Genomic DNA, 18247 nt, shown 5'->3' on the forward strand with positions numbered 1-18247 from the left:
TTAACTCAATGAAAAATAAATAAATATCGACCGCAATTAAGTTAAATCGGTCATTTTGCGCAACAAACCCGTTTTTAGTAATGCGAAAAAACAGGCTTTCCGGTACTCTACGGCGGTTTTATCGTCCTGTAGAGAAATTATGATGTCCACCACGTTATTTAAAGATTTCACCTTCGAAGCCGCTCACCGTCTGCCGCACGTCCCACAGGGACATAAGTGCGGGCGCTTACACGGGCATTCTTTTATGGTGCGCCTGGAAATCACAGGGGAAGTCGATCCGCATACGGGCTGGATTATCGATTTCGCTGAACTGAAAGCGGCGTTTAAACCAACCTACGATCGCCTCGACCACTATTACCTCAATGATATACCCGGTCTGGAAAACCCAACCAGCGAAGTTTTAGCAAAATGGATTTGGGATCAAGTTAAACCCGTTGTGCCGCTATTAAGTGCGGTGATGGTGAAAGAAACCTGCACTGCAGGCTGTATCTATCGCGGCGAATGATAAGAGTGTGTCGGCGGTCAATTTCCCTTAAGTAACGCTATGTTAGGGTATTGCGCTCAGGATATCTGGAGCACACCATGGAAGATGACTGCGACATTATTATCATCGGTGCGGGTATAGCAGGCACCGCTTGTGCTTTACGTTGCGCGCGGGCAGGTTTGTCCGTTCTGTTACTGGAACGCGCTGAAATTCCCGGCAGTAAAAACCTTTCCGGCGGGCGTTTATATACCCATGCGCTCGCTGAACTCCTCCCGCAATTTCATCTGACCGCGCCCCTTGAGCGTCGCATCACCCACGAAAGCCTTTCTTTATTAACACCAGATGGCGCCACAACATTTTCCAGCTTACTGCCCAACGGCGAGTCATGGAGCGTGTTACGCCCGCGATTCGATCCGTGGCTGGTTGCCGAAGCCGAAAAAGAAGGTGTCGAGTGTATCCCTGGTGCGACGGTAGATGCGCTGTATGAAGAAAACGGCAGAGTGTGTGGCGTTATCTGTGGTGACGATATTCTCCGCACCCGTTATGTCGTCCTGGCAGAAGGTGCCAATAGCCTCCTGGCGGAACGCCACGGATTAGTTACCCGCCCTGCTGGCGAATCAATGGCGTTAGGAATCAAAGAAGTGCTGGCGCTGGAAACATCCGCTATTGAAGAACGTTTTCATCTGGAGAATAACGAAGGCGCAGCGTTGCTGTTCAGCGGCGAAATCTGTGATGACTTGCCCGGCGGCGCATTTCTTTATACTAATCAACAAACGCTCTCGTTAGGGATTGTTTGCCCGCTCTCTTCCCTTACGCAAAGTCGTGTTCCGGCAAGCGAGCTGCTGGCCCGCTTTAAAACGCATCCAGCAGTGCGCCCGCTTATCAAAAACACGGAATCGCTGGAGTATGGCGCGCATCTGGTGCCAGAAGGTGGCCTGCACAGTATGCCGGTGCAATACGCCGGTAACGGCTGGCTACTGGTGGGCGATGCGTTACGCAGTTGCGTCAATACCGGAATTTCCGTACGCGGCATGGATATGGCGCTGACTGGCGCACAGGCGGCGGCACAAACGCTGATAAGCGCCTGCCAGCACCGCGAGCCGCAAAATCTGTTTCCGCTTTATCATCAAAACATAGAACGCAGTCAGCTGTGGGATGTTCTACAACGTTATCAGCATGTTCCGGCGCTTTTGCAACGCCCGGGATGGTACCGTGCGTGGCCTGCGTTAATGCAGGATATTTCCCGTGATTTATGGGATCAGGGGGATAAACCTGTTCTGCCGCTGCGCCAGTTACTCTGGCGTCATATACGTCGTCATGGCCTGTGGCATCTGGCGGGCGATGTTATCAGGAGTCTGCGATGTCTGTAGCCCGTAATCTCTGGCGCGTTGCTGATGCGCCGCACATTGTTCCGGCTGACTCCGTTGAGCGTCAGACGGCAGAACGATTGATTAACGCCTGTCCGGCAGGTCTTTTTTCGCTCACGCCGGAAGGGGACTTGCGTGTTGATTATCGCGGTTGCCTTGAGTGCGGAACCTGCCGTTTGCTGTGCGACGAAAAAACACTACAACAGTGGCGCTATCCGCCTTCCGGATTCGGCATCACCTACCGCTTTGGATAAATAATAAGGATAATTTATGTCCCTCTTACACCTGCTCCGCCAGAATCCGGTGATTGCTGCCGTTAAAGATAATGCCAGCCTGCAACTGGCAATCGATTCTGAATGCCAGTTTATTTCCGTGTTGTACGGCAATATCTGCACCATCAGCCATATCGTTAAAAAGATTAAGAACGCCGGGAAATATGCCTTTATTCATGTCGATTTGCTGGAAGGTGCATCGAACAAAGAAGTGGTGATTCAGTTTCTGAAACTGGTGACCGAAGCGGACGGCATTATCAGCACGAAAGCATCGATGCTGAAAGCGGCAAGAGCGGAAGGTTTTTTCTGTATTCATCGCCTGTTTATTGTCGATTCGATTTCGTTTCACAACATTGATAAGCAGGTTGCGCAATCGAACCCAGATTGTATTGAGATCCTCCCAGGCTGCATGCCCAAAGTGCTGGGCTGGGTGACGGAGAAAATCCGCCAACCGCTGATTGCTGGTGGGTTGGTGTGCGATGAAGAAGATGCGCGTAATGCGATTAACGCGGGTGTGGTGGCGCTTTCCACCACGAATACCGGGGTCTGGACGTTAGCGAAAAAATTGCTTTGACGGGATAATCGTAACGAATTGAATTTGTGTGATTTGTAGGCTGTATGCCAAATCCGGCATTCAGCGCCTGATGCGACGCTTGACGCGTCTTATCAGGCCTACAAGTCCCGAGCCTGGCCCCCGTCCACGCCGCATCCGACTGTACGTTATTGGCAATCTGCGTGAATGTTTGTCACCAGTGCCTCCAGCACGGCTTTCCAGTCATCTACCACACCAACATCTGCCTGCGAAAATACCGCCGCACTGGCGTCATGATTAATCGCCACCACAAACTTACTATTACGTACGCCCGCCATTAACGCTGCCGCACCGGATGCGCCCGCCACAATGCAAACATCTGGCGCCAACAAATGCCCGGAAATGCCAATGACCTTTTCGGCTTCAAAGCCACCGTTCATCACTCGCGCCCGACTGTAGCCCACTTCTGCCCCCAGCTTTTCAGCCAGCGTAGCGATGTCATGGCTATCTGCCTCGCCGCCCTGCCCCACTACCAGTACTCGTCTGGCCTCAGCTAATGGGTCACGGGTAACATTTTTAAGATCCTCTGTGCTAACCAGCCAGTCGGGAAGCGCCCCGGGAACAATGTTCAGTTGCTGCATACCAGAGGGCAACGTGGCGTTTTTCGCTGCTCCCACCTGACGTGCCAGCGAAAGGCATAGCGGGCGTTTTTCTGTTTGCAACGTCGCCGTTAGCGCATTTCCCCAGTGGGATTTGCGCACGCTTACGGTTGGAATATCTAACGAAGTCACCTGGCAGATGCTTGCACCATGTAAACGCCAGGCCAGCCGGGTCGACAGTTCATCACCAAACGTTCCCGGCGGAAAGAGAACAACGTCCACAGGCGTTCGCTGCCACTGTTCTACCAGCGCATCCAGCACCTGTTCCGCGACCATCGGCTGCGGCTCGATTTGCCAGTGCGTTAGTGTGCTGCCGCTGAAATCCTGCTCCGCCAGCCAGCCCGCTATTGCGGCATGTTCCTGATTTATTGTCACAATTGCGATATTCATGGCTGCATCCTTTGGCGTAAATAGTCCTGCCATAGCTTTTGCGCTTTTTCTGCTACCGTTTGCCCATCAATCAGCGTCGCTCTGCGTCGTTGCTCTGGCCTTGCCAGTTGCAGGCACTGCATCGCTGGCGATTCAGCAGCAACAGTTTTGCGGATAATTTCCGCTTTCCCCGCCGTCATACGCTGGCGCATTCCCGGTACTGGCAAGGCCACTTCGCCACACTGGCGCACAGCAATCACCGCGGGCAAGCGGACACGACAACAGCGCAGCCCATTTTCAGTACGCTGTTCGAGGGTGATAAACGGCGCGTCGAGAGTGAAACGCTCCACCTGGGTGAAACAGGGCCAGCCCAGCATTTCCGCCAGCAAAAATGGCGTTTGCCCATTCTGTCCTTCGCTGCTTTGGCAGCCGGTAATTAGCAGATCCAGCGGATTCTGGCGCTGCCATTCGGCAATATGCCAGGCGACAAATTCCGGCGCAAAACGCAGATCTGCCGCCGTCTCCAGCAATACAACTTTCTCAAACCCAAGAGCCATGAGATAGCGCAGCCAGTGCAACGCCCGTTCATCGCCTATGCTCAACGCGGTTAAAGTCATCGGCGTGCCATTTTTTCTCTGCGCCAACAGCAGCGCGGCAGCGGCCTGTTCATCAGCACCGAGTAAACTTCGCAGTAGCGAAACATCCGGTCCGCTATTACCCTGAGCCGCCGCCAGCCACTCTTTTTCCGCCAGCATCCCGGCATCCGGTTCGGCTTTAAACGCTAACAGTATGTTCATTCGCACCTCATACATTTCCCGCCGCCACCAGCGGGAGGGCTTTAGTTTCTGGTGCCCATAGCCAGGTCACGACAAAACCAACTAACAACACTGCCGCCAGGATCAATAAGGTAACTTGCATTCCCCACTGCGCCAGAATCCACGGCAGCAGACCCGTACTTACCGCCGCGCCAAGTCGACTCATGGCGGTGGCAAAACCAACGCCCAGCGAGCGAATGTCAGTAGGAAAACTTTCCGCAGGCAAAATGCCCACCAGATTACTGACCGCCGAAATGGTGGTGCTGAAGAGAACAAAAAGCAGTAGCGTTAATGAACTGCCGGAAGGCAAACAGGCCATCACTACCAGCGTTGCCGCCAGCAGCAAAAAACTTCCTAGCAAAAATTTGCGATGTGCCAGCAGGTGCGTCAGAACTAATCCCAGCAGCGCGCCCACAATTAACAACGCATTAAGCATCAGGCTGGCGGTCAGCGCATCTTCCAGACCAATAGTTTGGGCAATGGTCGGCAGCCAGGTATAAATCACAAACCATGGGATTACGAGGCAGACAAAGAAGACGCTGTTAAACGCCGTGCGCCGCCAGTAGCGCGAAGAGAACAAGGTTTTGATGTGTTTATGGGTCGCCGCTGCCACTTCATCGCCCAATAAAACATGGGGACCAAAATAGCGATGCACGATAGCGTGAGCTTCTGCAAAACGCCCCTGGCGCAGTAGCCAGCGTGGCGATTCTGGCGTTCCCCAGCGTAATAACGTAATCAACAACGCGGGCAAAGCTGCCGATGCCAGCAGCCAGCGCCAGGCTTCCGGGTTTTCGGAAATAAAGTGATGTCCGGCAATACTTGCCAACACATAGCCTACGGTCCACACCACGCTGAATGCGCCCAGCAAAATACCGCGATGGCGGCGCGGGGAAAATTCAGCCAGCAAGGTGTGACCGACTGAGTAATCGCCTCCCAGACCAATGCCAATCAAAATGCGCAGTCCAATAAGATGCTCTGGCGTGGTGGCAAAAAATTGTAAAAACGAAGCAAGCGTAATCAGCAAAAAACTGAAGGTGAAGATTTTTTGTCGCCCAATATGGTCGGAGATCCACCCCAAAACCAGGCTGCCGATAAACAGGCCAAGTAACGCCGAGCCGCCAATCATACCCGCCATAAACGGCGTCAGTTGCATGGCTGGAGTAAGCTGAATAATGGCGTAACCAATGACGCCGAGGACATAACCGTCGGTCAGGTGCGCACCGAAAGTGAGCGCAGCAATGCGGCAGTGAAAACGGTTAAGTGGTAAATCATCCATTCGCACCGGTGAAGTGTTCATCTTTACCCCTTCATTGTCCGGTAATAAGAACGGCTTCCCGGTTGAGAAGCCGAAAAGGCAACGCCCCGACATCACGGGACGCTGCCTGACACATTATTTTTCAATCGGATAGATAGTACCCGTATTCATAATGCCGTTAGGATCGAACTGCTTTTTCAGCCCTTCCAGCAACGCCCACGCGCTGCCGTGTTCCAGCTTGCTCCAGTGAACGCGATGTTTACCAATGCCGTGGTGGTGCACCATCGAACCACCGAGGCGAATAGTTTCTTCGCAGATGATTTTGTTGAGCGGATTGTGGTACTTGTCGATTTCCTCTTCCGGCTTACAGTCAACGACGTTGTAGTCGTAGACGAAGTACATGTTGGTGCCGTTCTGGTAGCTATGAGAGGAGTGACCGCCCAGCATGGTGATGTCGTCGGCGTGCGGGAACTCGGTACGAATACGGTTAATAACGCTTTCGTAGATTTCGTGGATGCAGCTCCAGCAGCCGGAGACTTCGGTGGTAAAGCCCATGTTGCCGGTTTTGAGGATCTGCACACGTTCGGCAGCCACTTTATCTGGTCCCCAGTTCAGGTGATTAAACCAGGTTTCGATCAGTTTGCTGTCAACTCGCTGGCATTGCGGGTAGCGGGCAACGATTTCCGCAATCCCTTCGCCCGTCGCCTTCGCAATGCGAGGGTTACCTTCAGCCATAAAGATCAGCACACATTTTCCGTCGGCAAAATGGGTGAAGTGTTGGGTGCCATCTTCAGCGTCATACAAACGAGCGATCGACGGACGATACCCTTCCACCATGATTTCACGCAGGATGTTGAAGCCGGTTTTCATGTCTTCCAGGATATAGCCGTAGAAGAGGTTGTTTTCTGGGGTGAATTTAAATATTTTCACTGTTACTTCAGTGATATAGCACAATGCACCTTCGTTGCCGATGATGATGTGACGAATGTCCGGGCCAGCCGCGCGGCGTGGCACGTTTTTAATGCGTGTCACGGTGCCATCAGCCAATACTGCTTCCAGACCAACGACCATATCTTCGATTGCGCCGTAGAGTGTGGAGAACTGCCCGATACTGCGGGTTGCTACCAGGCCGCCCATCTGCGCCAGCGGTTTTGATTGCGGAGAATGCCCTGTGGTGTAACCTTTTTCACGCAACGCGTTTTCCAGCACCTCCAGCGGAACGCCACATTGCGCCGTGGCCTGCATATTCTCAATATCAATATTAATGATTTGATTCATGGCGGAGCCGTCGAGCACCACCGAGTTTTCCACAACGGTTTCCAATCCCCCCTCGGTGGCGGAAGCGCCGGTACGCGGCACACCATTAATTTTGTGCGCATTCATAAAATTCAGCACACGGGAGACTTGTTCTGTGGAACCGAGTTTTACGACCGCTGCCGGAATCGGCAAAGTATAAATGCCATGAATATCCGGAAATTTACGAAAACGGTCAATACTGTTCTTCTTTAATACTGTTTCATCGGTAATTACGCGATCTGCACCAACAATTTCCTTTAGCTGGTCGACAATCGCTGCGCGAGATAAAGACATAGTAATTCCTTCCTGATAATAAAAATGGAATAATCATTAATAAGAGAAAACAGAAACCACCGTTATGGATTAGCGCACTAAATAACCGCCATCGACAACTAATAAATGTCCGTTGACATAATTCGATGCCGGACTTGCGAGGAATACGGCTGCGCCCATTAAATCCTGAGTATCGCCCCAACGGTTTGCCGGAATATGATCAAGAACGCGCTGGTTAGTTTCTGGATTACTACGGGTCGCCAGAGTGATATCGGTAGCGTAATATCCCGGAGCAATACCATTCACCTGAATATTATATTGACCTAATTCATCGCAATAGGCTTTGGTGAATCCGGCAAGAGCATGTTTAGTGGCAGAATAAGCAGGTGACCATTGTCCACCTAAGTAAGAGAACAATGAACAGATATTAATGATTTTACCGCTTTTCTGCGGGATCATAATTTTTGCGGCTTCATAACTTAACTCGAATGCGGCGGTCAGGTTCACATCAATCATTGGATCCCAGTCGGCACGACCGAAGTCCAACACTTTATTCAGCTTACAAATACCGGCATTGTTCACCAGAATATCAACGGTACCGAAGCGCTCACAGCAGGCAGCGATAATCTTCTGCGGTGCGCCTTCTGCGGTGATATCCACCTGCATAAAGTCCACTTCAACACCCTGTTTTTCAATCATTTCCTTTGTTTCGCCGTTATCTTTGACAAAACTTGGAATAAAAATATTTGCGCCAGCTTTGGCCAACGCCATTGCAAATGCCTGACCTAAACCGCTATTCCCGCCGGTAACAATTGCTGTTTTACCTTTCAGGGAGAAAAAATCCATTGAGAACGCATTGAGAGATTCGATTGACATAGTTAGCTCCAATTTCCGTAAGGCAAAAAAAAAGAAAGGTAACTTCCCCCGCGAGAGGGAAGTTACCTTTCTCATTATCTCTGGTAACTGGAGATAATTTTTAGCATAAGGGCATAACTGCTAATGTGATCGTAATCACAGTGTGCTGTTTGTATTATCAAATAGTTTTAAAAAGCAGAAGCGTGATTACTCTCACACAACATCTCTGCTTTCCATGTTATTTCTTATCGCAATTACTAGAGACCTGAGAAAAGTAATCCACCTGAAAGGGCGGCTTACTTTTCTCTTTTTTTTGTCTATTACAAATGGGAATACGATATGCAACACAACTCATATCGCCGTTGGATAACCCTCGCGATAATTAGTTTTAGCGGCGGCGTAAGTTTTGATCTGGCTTATTTACGTTATATTTATCAAATTCCCATGGCGAAATTTATGGGATTCAGCAATACCGAGATAGGTTTAATAATGAGTACATTTGGTATTGCGGCCATTATTCTTTATGCCCCCAGCGGCGTTATTGCCGATAAATTTTCACACCGCAAAATGATTACTTCCGCGATGATCATTACCGGGTTGCTGGGCCTGATAATGGCAACCTATCCACCACTCTGGGTAATGCTCTGTATTCAGGTCGCCTTTGCGATAACCACTATTTTAATGCTGTGGTCAGTGTCGATTAAAGCCGCCTCATTACTTGGCGATCATAGCGAGCAAGGGAAGATCATGGGCTGGATGGAAGGGCTGCGCGGCGTCGGTGTAATGTCGCTGGCGGTGTTTACCATGTGGGTCTTTTCTCGCTTTGCACCGGATGACAGCGCCAGCCTGAAAACGGTCATTATTATCTACAGTGTGGTTTACATCTTATTGGGGATTCTGTGCTGGTTTTTTGTTAGCGATAACAACAACCTGCGCAGTGCCAATAACGAAGAAAAACAGTCATTCCAGCTTAGCGACATCCTGGCCGTTTTGCGCATCAGCACCACCTGGTATTGCAGCATGGTGATTTTTGGCGTCTTCACCATCTACGCCATTCTGAGTTACTCCACCAACTATCTGACCGAGATGTACGGCATGTCGCTGGTGGCGGCGAGCTACATGGGGATTGTGATCAACAAAATCTTCCGCGCACTGTGTGGTCCACTTGGCGGCATCATCACCACCTACAGCAAAGTGAAATCCCCTACCCGCGTGATCCAAATCCTTTCCATCATCGGCCTGCTGGCACTGACTGCCCTACTCGTTACCAACTCTAACCCGCAATCGGTCGCGATGGGGATTGGCCTGATTTTACTACTGGGATTCACCTGTTACGCCTCACGCGGGCTGTACTGGGCCTGCCCCGGCGAAGCGAGAACACCGTCTTACATTATGGGTACCACGGTAGGTATTTGTTCGGTGATTGGATTCCTGCCGGATGTCTTCGTTTACCCGATTATCGGTCACTGGCAGGACACCCTGCCCGCTGCAGAAGCCTACCGCAACATGTGGCTGATGGGCATGGCGGCGCTCGGCATGGTGATCGTCTTTACCTTTTTGCTGTTCCAAAAAATTCGTACTGCTGATATAGCCCCCGCAACGGCTAACAGCAAGTAAGCCAGAAAAATTACAGGAGAAAAATCATGTCGAAGAAATACATCATAGGGATTGATGGCGGAAGTCAGAGCACAAAAGTAGTGATGTACGATCTGGAAGGTAATGTAGTTTGCGAAGGTAAAGGCTTATTACAGCCGATGCACACGCCGGATGCCGATACCGCAGAACATCCTGACGACGATTTATGGGCATCATTATGTTTTGCCGGTCACGATTTAATGAGCCAGTTTGCCGGGAATAAAGAAGATATTGTTGGCATCGGCCTGGGATCAATCCGTTGCTGCCGTGCGTTACTAAAAGCCGATGGCACGCCTGCTGCTCCGTTGATTAGCTGGCAGGATGCACGCGTTACACGCCATTACGAACATACGAATCCTGACGTGGCGTATGTCACCTCTTTTTCGGGTTATCTGACGCACCGTTTAACGGGGGAATTAAAAGATAATATCGCCAACTATTTTGGTCAGTGGCCGGTGGATTATAAGAGCTGGGCATGGAGTGAAGATGCTGCGGTAATGGAGAAGTTTAATATCCCCCGCCAGATGCTTTTTGATGTGCAAATGCCAGGCACTGTTCTTGGGCATATCACACCTCAAGCCGCGCTGGCGACGCATTTCCCGGCAGGACTGCCGGTTGTTTGTACCACCAGTGATAAACCGGTAGAAGCCCTGGGAGCCGGGTTACTGGATGATGAAACGGCAGTAATTTCTCTTGGCACTTACATCGCATTGATGATGAACGGTAAAGCACTGCCGAAAGATCCGGTTGCGTACTGGCCGATTATGTCTTCTATTCCGCAAACGTTGCTTTATGAAGGTTACGGTATCCGAAAAGGCATGTGGACGGTGAGCTGGCTGCGCGACATGTTAGGCGAGTCGTTAATTCAGGATGCCAAAGCACAAGATCTTTCACCGGAAGATTTGCTCAACAAAAAAGCTTCTTGTGTGCCACCTGGCTGTAATGGTCTGATGACAGTGCTGGACTGGCTGACCAATCCGTGGGAACCCTACAAGCGTGGGATTATGATCGGCTTTGATTCCAGCATGGATTACGCATGGATATATCGCTCGATACTGGAAAGCGTGGCGCTAACGCTGAAGAACAATTACGACAATATGTGTAATGAAATGAATCACTTTGCGAAGCATGTGATCATTACTGGCGGTGGTTCGAACAGCGATCTGTTTATGCAGATTTTTGCCGATGTATTCAATCTTCCGGCGCGCCGTAATGCCATTAACGGTTGTGCAAGCCTGGGGGCGGCGATCAACACGGCTGTAGGGCTTGGTCTGTATCCAGATTACGCAACGGCTGTCGACAAAATGGTTCGCGTGAAAGATGTCTTTATGCCGATTGAGAGCAATGCCAAACGCTACGATGCGATGAATAAAGGTATTTTCAAAGATTTAACCAAACATACTGATGTGATCCTGAAAAAATCGTATGAAGTGATGCATGGTGAGCTGGGGAATGCGGATTCAATCCAGAGCTGGTCGAATGCGTAAATGAGGAAGACCGGGCGGGAAACTGCCCGGCCTGAACATACCTGAATGGTTATCCCCGGCTGACGCGGGGAGCTCATAGTCGAAGTCTTCATGACTTCCTTGATATTCGGTTTATCCCCGCTGGCGCGGGGAACTCTCTAAACATAACCTATTATTAATTAATGATTTTTTAAGCCAGTCACAATCTACCAACTTTACAGGATCACACAAACAACATACCCATTATGTTAAAGAGCACTTAATCCATTGATTGAAAAGATAAATATATAAAATAACTCTATACAAACTAAAATCTACCAAACTCCGACGTAATAATTTTCACTCCAGTGAAAAATTAACGCTACAGAATTTGTAGAGAATGACAATGATTAGCCCGGAATGGGCAAAATGGATGAGTGTTCAGAGGCGACAAAAAATATAAATGAGTGGGAGTCTTTACAAACCCCACCCATTTACAACGCTTATAAATGTTTAATCAGGCAATATTTAAATATTTATGTGTTTGCATCGACAAACGCCAGTTACGCGCAATGCAAGTTTCAATGCACAAACGCGTAGCATCTTCCTTCTGGCTAATTGGCTGAAGTGCAATGATTCGCGGTTTATCATCGGTCAGCGTCGCCAGCAATTCATCCAGTGCTTCGATATCCCGTACGCGTCCAACTGGGTGTTTGATTTCGTTAGCTCGCTCCAGGGCTTGCGACAATACTTCATAACCGCCACGCATATTCAGTTTTGGCGACACGGTGACCCAGGTATTCGGCGTACAACGCACTTCATGAGTACCGCTGGTTTCTATCTGGCAACTGAAACCGTTCTTTTCGAGCAGGTCAGTTAGTGGCATCAAGTCATGAATACAAGGTTCACCACCCGTAATCACCACGTGACGCGCGGTGTATCCCTGACGACCGATGACTGCGAGCAAGTCTTCACTGCTTGCTGCTCCCCACTTATCACTCTCTTTCGTTTTCCCCAGAATGCTGAAAAGGGAAACTTCCCGATCCTCAAGCTTTTCCCATGTGTGTTTGGTGTCGCACCAGGCACAGCCGACCGGGCATCCCTGTAAACGAATAAAAATGGCGGGGACGCCGGTAAAGTAACCCTCACCTTGCAGGGTCTGGAACATCTCGTTAATCGGGTACTGCATAGCATTCTCTGAGAAGTGGATAATTGTTAATTATTGCAGATCCTGCCGCAACAATCATGTCTTATTAACATTCTGTTACAGGCGGGTTTAAGGTAAAAAGTGAATCAGATCATTAGGAATAAAATGAAGCGGCGTATTATGTTTTAAATGATTAAATAAAAGGGATTTAAACATGTTTAGAATATTCATCGTATTTATATTTATTTTCAATTTATCAGGTTGCGGTTATAACGATATTCAAACCTATGATGAGCAGGTTAATGCCTCCTGGTCAGAAGTACTGAATCAGTATCAACGTCGCGCCGATCTTATTCCTAATCTTGTCGCAAGTATTAAAGGTTATTCCAGCCATGAAAAAGAGGTATTGGACGCCGTTACGTTAGCCCGTAGTCAAGCTAATCGTGCCAGCAGCGATCTTCAGCAAGCTCCGGGAGATGAGCAAAAATTACAAGCCTGGCAACAAGCTCAGGCGCAGGTGACTCGCACTCTCGGGCAGTTAACAATTATTAGTGAACGTTATCCAGAATTAAAGGCTCAGGAACTCTATCAAAATTTAATGGTACAACTCGAAGGAAGCGAAAATCGAATTGCTGTCGCGCGAGGAAGATATATTAAAGCCATTGAACAATATAATGTCACTATCCGCAAATTTCCCGCAGTGTTAACCGCAAAGGTCATGGATTACACACCGAAGAAAAATTATTTGCCGGATGATGTCGCCACAGTAAGCAAAGCCCCAACAATAGATTTTAGCCAGAATGCTAATGCTCATTAGGCGAGTTAATTATATGAAAAATTTTATCTTACTTCTTGTTCTGGTCTGTTCATCTGCGTTTGCAGTGCAAGTTCCAGTACCTGAATTACCTAAATATATGAATGATTTAACAGGGACATTAACCAGAGGGGAAGTAAGTACGCTGACCAGCCAGATTAAAGCCCTGACGCAAAAAGAACAGACGCAGCTTGTGGTATTGGTGGTTGAAACCACAGGCGAAGAAACCATCGAGCAATATGCAACACGTGTGTTCGAGAGTTGGCAGCCCGGCCATAAAGGTCGTGATGACGGTATTTTACTGGTAGTTGCCTGGCAAGATCATACAGTTCATATTGAAATCGGTTACGGGCTTGAGGGTATTCTTACTGATGCACAGTCCGGGCAAATTATTCGCAACAGTATTATTCCAGCGTTTAAAAAAGGCGACCTTACTGGCGGCTTGCAACAGGGTATCAGTGATATTGAAACCCGACTATCAGGAAATGATTTAGTCAATAACACATCGCCCGATCACCCTTTGCCCTTTAGCGGTTGGTGGGCTTTGATAGTCTGGGCGATAGTACTGACCTTTATTTCCGCCAGAGGATATGTCAAAACGCTGGGAGTGATTTGCTTTGCTGCCATAGTACTGGCTTTTGTACTTCCCATCGCTGGATATAGCGGGAGCTGGGGAGTTCTTGCCACATTATTATGTTTCGCCACACCATTCCTGACCGTAGCTATCGCTTTCACACCTTTCGGCAGAAAGGTGCGTGATTCAATGCGTAGTGCCAACCGACCGTCACGTTACGAAAGAAGCAACTCGGCCTCCTGGCATTCTTCATCATCGTCGTCATCTTCCTCTTCATCCTCTTTTGACAATGATAATTTCAGCGGTGGCGGCGGTTCGTCTGGTGGCGGTGGCGCTTCCGGGCGCTGGTGATCGTAATGCGCTTAATCTTTATTTTACTCGCTTTGTGGTGCCTTCCGGTGCTTGCCCAGCAAATTGCTGTGCCGGAGCTGCGCCACCAGGTGACCGATATTACTGGTACGTTAAGCTCGTCTGAACAACAATCACTGACACAGCAGCTGCAGGATATTACACAAAAAACACGAGCCTAGGTCGCCGTATTAATTGTGCCATCCACCGGGGACGATACCATTGAACAATATGCAACTCGCGTTTTTGATAGCTGGAAACTGGGGGATGAGCGGCGTGACGATGGTATTCTGATCCTGGTCGTCTGGGAAGCTCGTAAAGTTCGCATTGAAGTGGGCTACGGGCTGGAAGGGGTGGTTACCGACCTGCAAGCGGCGAAGATTATCCGTGATATATTAATCCCTGCTTTCAAAAGTGATGACCTTATGGGTGGGTTAACACTGGCAAGCGAAAATATTGGCGCACTTCTGCTGAATGGTGAATTACCGGAAAACAGGGGGAATTACTACAGTATCAATCCCCCTATTCCATTATCGCTTGCTGTAATTATATTACTGGCGGTGCTTTCATATTTTATTGTTTTTACCGATCCGTCAAATCTCCCCTGGATAGCACTCACTGGCGCAATTTACGGGATGGTATTCCTCTATGTTGCAGAGCCAGGACCATGGACGAATTTAATCGTTGCCTGCGGTATGTTAACGCCTTTTGCGATCGTAGTGCTGCTTATCTTTTGGCTTATCGTTAGTAAAAAACTACGCGCCAAATATAAGAAACTCGGTAAAGAAAGAGCTTCAAGAAAAGGTTCCTCTTCATCCTCTTCCGGTGGAGGCTCAAGTGGTGGCGGGTTTAGCGGCGGCGGCGGATTTAGCGGAGGTGGTGGTTCATCTGGAGGCGGTGGTTCCTCAGGCCGCTGGTAACTCGACCATAAAAAATGCCAGCCCGAAGGCTGGCATTTTTAAATCAGATAAAGTCAGACTTATGCCTGGCCTTTGATCTCTTTACGACCGTTGTACGGTGCTTTTTCGCCCAGAGCTTCTTCGATACGAATCAGCTGGTTGTATTTAGCAACACGGTCAGAACGGCTCATAGAACCAGTTTTGATCTGGCCTGCAGCAGTACCAACAGCCAGGTCAGCGATGGTAGCGTCTTCAGTTTCGCCAGAACGGTGAGAGATAACTGCAGTGTAGCCAGCGTCTTTCGCCATCTTTATTGCAGCCAGAGTTTCGGTCAGAGAACCGATCTGGTTGAATTTGATCAGGATGGAGTTAGCGATGCCTTTTTCGATACCTTCTTTCAGGATCTTGGTGTTGGTTACGAACAGGTCGTCACCAACCAGCTGGATTTTGTCGCCCAGAACTTTGGTCTGGTATGCGAAACCGTCCCAGTCAGATTCGTCCAGACCGTCTTCGATAGAAACGATCGGGTACTGTTTGGTCAGTTCTTCCAGGAAGTGAGTGAATTCTTCAGAGGTGAAAGCTTTGTTGCCTTCGCCAGCCAGAACGTATTTACCGTCTTTGTAGAATTCAGAAGCTGCGCAGTCCATCGCCAGAGTGATGTCTTTGCCCAGTTCATAGCCAGCAGCTTTAACAGCTTCAGCGATAACAGCCAGAGCTTCAGCGTTGGAACCCAGGTTCGGCGCATAGCCACCTTCGTCACCAACTGCAGTGTTCATGCCTTTCGCTTTCAGAACTTTTGCCAGGTGATGGAAAACTTCAGAACCCATGCGGATGGCTTCTTTCACAGTTTTCGCGCCAACCGGCTGAATCATGAATTCCTGGATATCAACGTTGTTGTCAGCGTGCTCACCACCGTTGATGATGTTCATCATCGGAACCGGCATGGAGTATTTGCCCGGAGTACCGTTCAGTTCAGCGATGTGCTCGTACAGCGGCATACCTTTAGCAGCTGCAGCAGCTTTGGCGTTAGCCAGAGACACAGCCAGGATTGCGTTCGCGCCGAAGTTAGATTTGTTTTCGGTGCCGTCCAGGTCGATCATGATCTTGTCAATGCCAGCCTGATCTTTGGCATCTTTGCCAATCAGCGCCTGAGCGATCGGGCCGTTAACCGCAGCAACAGCTTTGGTTACGCCTTTGCCCAGGAAACGGGATTTGTCGCCATCGCGCAGTTCCAGAGCTTCACGGGAACCAGTAGAAGCACCTGATGGAGCAGCTGCCATACCGACGAAACCACCCTCCAGATGTACTTCGGCTTCAACAGTCGGGTTACCACGGGAGTCGATGATTTCACGACCGATGATTTTTACGATTTTGGACATTAGGTTTTCCTCAAGTCACTAGTTAAACTGAAACTCCAGACAAACAACGCGTACCCAGGGTACGCGTTGCCGTTCTAACTTTTTTACTTACTTCGCCTGACGTTTCTGGAACTCGCTGGCGGCTTTTACAAAGCCAGCAAACAGCGGGTGGCCATCACGTGGAGTAGAAGTAAACTCCGGATGGAACTGACAAGCCACGAACCACGGGTGATTCGGAACTTCGATGATCTCGACCAACTGATCATCCCCGGAACGGCCCGCAACGCGCAGACCTGCATCTTCAATCTGTTTCAGCAGCATGTTGTTGACTTCGTAGCGGTGACGATGACGCTCAACAATTGTCGGCGCATTGTACAGCTGGCGAACCAGGCTATTGTCAACCAGCTGGCACTGCTGTGCGCCAAGACGCATGGTGCCACCGAGATCGCTCTTCTCGCTACGAACTTCAACGTTGCCGTTTTCATCGCGCCACTCGGTAATCAGCGCCACAACCGGGTACTTACAGTCTGGCACAAATTCCGTAGAGTTGGCGTTCTCCATGTTGGCAACATGGCGAGCGTAATCAATTAACGCCACCTGCATACCCAGGCAAATGCCCAGATAAGGAATATTGTTCTCACGCGCAAAGCGCGCGGTAGTAATCATGCCTTCTACGCCACGATAGCCGAAACCGCCAGGTACGAGGATCGCGTCCAGACCTTTAAGGATTTCAACACCGCGCGTTTCAACATCTTGTGAATCGATCAGTTTGATGTTGACGCTGACACGATTTTTCAGCCCGCCGTGTTTCAGTGCTTCAATCACTGATTTGTAAGCGTCCGGCAGTTCAATGTACTTACCGACCATACCGATGGTGACTTCACTCACCGGATTCGCTTCTTCGAAGATAACCTGTTCCCATTCGGACAGATTCGCTTCCGGGCAGTTTAAGCTGAATCGTTTACAAATATAATCGTCCAGCCCCTGAGATTTCAACAGGCCCGGAATTTTATAGATGGAATCGACGTCTTTCAGAGAAATAACCGCTTTTTCCGGAACATTACAGAACAATGCAATCTTCGCACGTTCGTTCGCCGGAACGGCGCGATCTGAACGACAAATCAGGATGTCAGGCTGGATACCGATGGAGAGCAGCTCTTTTACAGAGTGCTGGGTCGGTTTGGTTTTGACTTCACCAGACGCAGCCATGTACGGCACCAGCGTCAGGTGCATAAACAGAGTGTGCTCACGGCCAATTTCAACAGCCAACTGGCGAATCGCTTCGAGGAACGGCAGGGATTCGATGTCACCTACGGTACCGCCGATTTCGACCAGAACCACGTCGTGGCCTTCGCCACCTGCAAGAACGCGTTCTTTGATAGCGTTAGTGATGTGTGGAATAACCTGTACGGTTGCGCCGAGGTAGTCACCGCGGCGTTCTTTACGCAGAACGTCTGAGTAGATACGACCCGTGGTGAAGTTGTTGCGGCGGCTCATTTTGGTACGAATGAAACGCTCGTAGTGACCCAGGTCCAGGTCGGTTTCAGCGCCGTCTTCAGTAACGAACACTTCCCCGTGTTGGATTGGGCTCATAGTACCTGGATCGACGTTGATGTACGGATCCAGTTTCATGATAGTCACATTGAGGCCACGGGCTTCAAGAATGGCTGCGAGGGAGGCTGCGGCAATGCCTTTACCCAGAGAGGATACGACCCCGCCGGTCACAAAAATATAGTTCGTTGTCATGCTGAACCTGAGAAGTTAGGTTGAAAAGACGATGGAATAACCAGGACGGGAAAGCAGTATACCCGAACATGACCTGTGCCACAAACTTTCATTATCCCTCCTCT

15 protein-coding genes and 2 pseudogenes are annotated in these 18247 nt (G+C 49.6%); 9 read left to right on the forward strand and 8 right to left on the reverse strand.

Annotated elements, in window-relative coordinates:
- Positions 1–139 precede the first annotated feature (139 nt).
- From queD to D9738_RS00735, 4 genes are all read left to right on the forward strand, one after another.
- Complete coding sequence (gene queD, locus D9738_RS00720; protein ID WP_016159619.1) at positions 140–505, forward strand: 6-carboxytetrahydropterin synthase QueD; 366 nt, start codon at positions 140–142, stop codon at positions 503–505.
- A 77-nt stretch (positions 506–582) separates the two neighbouring features.
- A complete protein-coding gene (locus D9738_RS00725; RefSeq protein WP_130259337.1) occupies positions 583–1854 on the forward strand; it encodes an FAD-dependent oxidoreductase in 1272 nt (423 codons plus the stop codon).
- Positions 1845–2105 carry a ferredoxin family protein gene (locus D9738_RS00730; RefSeq protein ID WP_130207668.1) on the forward strand — a complete coding sequence of 87 codons (261 nt, stop codon included), beginning with the start codon at positions 1845–1847 and terminating at the stop codon, positions 2103–2105. Before D9738_RS00725 ends, D9738_RS00730 begins: the two co-directional genes overlap by 10 nt.
- A gap of 16 nt (positions 2106–2121) precedes the next feature.
- Positions 2122–2697: a glycerol-3-phosphate responsive antiterminator gene (locus D9738_RS00735; protein ID WP_130207669.1), complete on the forward strand. Its 576-nt coding sequence runs from the start codon at positions 2122–2124 to the stop codon at positions 2695–2697.
- 146 nt (positions 2698–2843) lie between these two features.
- On the opposite strand, the gene D9738_RS00740 is transcribed toward D9738_RS00735, so the two are convergent.
- From D9738_RS00740 to D9738_RS00760, 5 genes are all read right to left on the reverse strand, one after another.
- Positions 2844–3704, reverse strand: coding sequence for an electron transfer flavoprotein subunit alpha/FixB family protein (locus D9738_RS00740; protein ID WP_130207670.1), 861 nt, complete (start codon positions 3702–3704; stop codon positions 2844–2846).
- On the reverse strand, positions 3701–4480 hold the full coding sequence (locus tag D9738_RS00745; protein ID WP_130259338.1) for an electron transfer flavoprotein subunit beta/FixA family protein: 780 nt from the start codon (positions 4478–4480) through the stop codon (positions 3701–3703). The genes D9738_RS00740 and D9738_RS00745 overlap by 4 nt, the downstream gene beginning before the upstream one ends.
- Positions 4481–4487: 7 nt before the next feature.
- Complete coding sequence (locus D9738_RS00750; protein WP_165383310.1) at positions 4488–5867, reverse strand: MFS transporter; 1380 nt, start codon at positions 5865–5867, stop codon at positions 4488–4490.
- Positions 5868–5888: 21 nt separating this feature from the next.
- Positions 5889–7343, reverse strand: coding sequence for an FAD-binding oxidoreductase (locus tag D9738_RS00755; protein ID WP_000059295.1), 1455 nt, complete (start codon positions 7341–7343; stop codon positions 5889–5891).
- Positions 7344–7412: 69 nt separating this feature from the next.
- Positions 7413–8198, reverse strand: a complete 786-nt coding sequence (locus D9738_RS00760) for an SDR family oxidoreductase (RefSeq protein ID WP_000021321.1) — start codon at positions 8196–8198, stop codon at positions 7413–7415.
- A 318-nt stretch (positions 8199–8516) separates the two neighbouring features.
- Here D9738_RS00760 and D9738_RS00765 point away from each other — a divergent pair, with 318 nt between their 5' ends.
- Both D9738_RS00765 and D9738_RS00770 read left to right on the forward strand, forming a co-directional pair.
- A complete protein-coding gene (locus tag D9738_RS00765) occupies positions 8517–9794 on the forward strand; it encodes an MFS transporter (protein ID WP_130207674.1) in 1278 nt (425 codons plus the stop codon).
- A gap of 26 nt (positions 9795–9820) precedes the next feature.
- Complete coding sequence (locus tag D9738_RS00770; RefSeq protein WP_130259340.1) at positions 9821–11299, forward strand: FGGY-family carbohydrate kinase; 1479 nt, start codon at positions 9821–9823, stop codon at positions 11297–11299.
- A gap of 475 nt (positions 11300–11774) precedes the next feature.
- On the opposite strand, the gene queE is transcribed toward D9738_RS00770, so the two are convergent.
- Entirely contained in the window at positions 11775–12446 is a 672-nt protein-coding gene (gene queE, locus D9738_RS00775; RefSeq protein WP_130207676.1) for a 7-carboxy-7-deazaguanine synthase QueE, read from the reverse strand.
- A gap of 172 nt (positions 12447–12618) precedes the next feature.
- On the opposite strand from queE, the gene D9738_RS00780 reads away from it, so the two are divergent.
- The 3 genes and pseudogenes from D9738_RS00780 (at position 12619) to D9738_RS00790 (ending at position 15060) form a co-directional block, all read left to right on the forward strand.
- The gene (locus tag D9738_RS00780) at positions 12619–13221 is read left to right on the forward strand and encodes a LemA family protein (RefSeq protein WP_130259341.1); all 603 of its coding nucleotides are present in this window, start codon (positions 12619–12621) and stop codon (positions 13219–13221) included.
- A gap of 13 nt (positions 13222–13234) precedes the next feature.
- Positions 13235–13906: pseudogene (locus D9738_RS00785) on the forward strand (YgcG family protein); the annotation flags it as partial.
- 233 nt (positions 13907–14139) lie between these two features.
- Positions 14140–15060, forward strand: a pseudogene (locus D9738_RS00790) (YgcG family protein).
- 59 nt (positions 15061–15119) lie between these two features.
- Here the strand turns inward: D9738_RS00790 and eno are convergent.
- Positions 15120–16418, reverse strand: a complete 1299-nt coding sequence (eno, locus tag D9738_RS00795) for a phosphopyruvate hydratase (RefSeq protein ID WP_064528183.1) — start codon at positions 16416–16418, stop codon at positions 15120–15122.
- A gap of 87 nt (positions 16419–16505) precedes the next feature.
- A complete protein-coding gene (gene pyrG, locus D9738_RS00800) occupies positions 16506–18143 on the reverse strand; it encodes a CTP synthase (glutamine hydrolyzing) (RefSeq protein ID WP_130207680.1) in 1638 nt (545 codons plus the stop codon).
- Positions 18144–18247 lie beyond the last annotated feature (104 nt).

Origin of the sequence: Escherichia sp. E10V5, assembly GCF_004212315.1 — a bacterium.
Taxonomy (GTDB): domain Bacteria; phylum Pseudomonadota; class Gammaproteobacteria; order Enterobacterales; family Enterobacteriaceae; genus Escherichia.

Excerpts from the sequence above, each read along its gene's own strand:
- queD (WP_016159619.1), top strand. The coding sequence starts at position 140 with ATGATGTCCACCACGTTATTTAAAGATTTCACCTTCGAAGCCGCTCAC.
- D9738_RS00725 (WP_130259337.1), top strand. The coding sequence starts at position 583 with ATGGAAGATGACTGCGACATTATTATCATCGGTGCGGGTATAGCAGGC.
- D9738_RS00730 (WP_130207668.1), top strand. The coding sequence starts at position 1,845 with ATGTCTGTAGCCCGTAATCTCTGGCGCGTTGCTGATGCGCCGCACATT.
- D9738_RS00735 (WP_130207669.1), top strand. The coding sequence starts at position 2,122 with ATGTCCCTCTTACACCTGCTCCGCCAGAATCCGGTGATTGCTGCCGTT.
- D9738_RS00740 (WP_130207670.1), bottom strand. The coding sequence starts at position 3,704 with ATGAATATCGCAATTGTGACAATAAATCAGGAACATGCCGCAATAGCG.
- D9738_RS00745 (WP_130259338.1), bottom strand. The coding sequence starts at position 4,480 with ATGAACATACTGTTAGCGTTTAAAGCCGAACCGGATGCCGGGATGCTG.
- D9738_RS00750 (WP_165383310.1), bottom strand. The coding sequence starts at position 5,867 with ATGTCGGGGCGTTGCCTTTTCGGCTTCTCAACCGGGAAGCCGTTCTTA.
- D9738_RS00755 (WP_000059295.1), bottom strand. The coding sequence starts at position 7,343 with ATGTCTTTATCTCGCGCAGCGATTGTCGACCAGCTAAAGGAAATTGTT.
- D9738_RS00760 (WP_000021321.1), bottom strand. The coding sequence starts at position 8,198 with ATGTCAATCGAATCTCTCAATGCGTTCTCAATGGATTTTTTCTCCCTG.
- D9738_RS00765 (WP_130207674.1), top strand. The coding sequence starts at position 8,517 with ATGCAACACAACTCATATCGCCGTTGGATAACCCTCGCGATAATTAGT.
- D9738_RS00770 (WP_130259340.1), top strand. The coding sequence starts at position 9,821 with ATGTCGAAGAAATACATCATAGGGATTGATGGCGGAAGTCAGAGCACA.
- queE (WP_130207676.1), bottom strand. The coding sequence starts at position 12,446 with ATGCAGTACCCGATTAACGAGATGTTCCAGACCCTGCAAGGTGAGGGT.
- D9738_RS00780 (WP_130259341.1), top strand. The coding sequence starts at position 12,619 with ATGTTTAGAATATTCATCGTATTTATATTTATTTTCAATTTATCAGGT.
- eno (WP_064528183.1), bottom strand. The coding sequence starts at position 16,418 with ATGTCCAAAATCGTAAAAATCATCGGTCGTGAAATCATCGACTCCCGT.
- pyrG (WP_130207680.1), bottom strand. The coding sequence starts at position 18,143 with ATGACAACGAACTATATTTTTGTGACCGGCGGGGTCGTATCCTCTCTG.